The organism is Sulfurihydrogenibium sp., assembly GCF_027448985.1.
Taxonomy (GTDB): Bacteria; Aquificota; Aquificia; order Aquificales; family Hydrogenothermaceae; genus Sulfurihydrogenibium.
Genome location: NZ_DAIDMN010000183.1, coordinates 1 through 600 on the forward strand (window position 1 = coordinate 1; position 600 = coordinate 600).

Consider the following 600-nt stretch of genomic DNA (forward strand, 5'->3'; position numbering starts at 1 on the left):
TTTGCCTGGTGGGATGCTGTTCCACACGCAACAAATACGATTTCAGCATCTAAGTCACCCGTTACGTGTGCCAAACCATTTAAGAAATGTTTTGCATACGGTCTAGATCTGTCTACAGCAGATCGTACTTCCCACTGCCAACTTGCATGGGTTGCATAAGAGATATAGTTTGATTTCATTACGAAAGGATCTCTTAAAAATCTTCCCGGAGGCATCTCTGAATCAATTGGAGGCAGTGGTGCTTTATACGGGTTGTATGGGAACAACGCGATATCATCAGCAGGAAGCATAACTGATTCTCTTGTATGAGATACAAAGAATCCATCAACCGCTGTAATAATCGGCACGTGTACATCCGGCATTTCAGCCACAGTAAATGCTGCGATACTCATATCAAAAAGTTCTTGAACATTCTCAGCATACCAAATCATACAACCTGTCTCTAGAAGGAAAGACACTTCAAGGTTATCCGGTTGAATTGTAAGTGGTGAGTTAATACCTCTAGCCATCAAAACAAGCTGACATGGGATTCTTGTTCCTGCCCACATTGGGAAGTTTTCCATTGCTCTTAGTGTACCAGGTCCAGATGTAGTAGTAACT

1 pseudogene is annotated in these 600 nt (G+C 42.3%); it reads right to left on the reverse strand.

Features of this window, described 5'->3' with window-relative positions:
* Positions 1–600, reverse strand: a pseudogene (locus NE054_RS08480) (ferredoxin oxidoreductase); the annotation flags it as partial.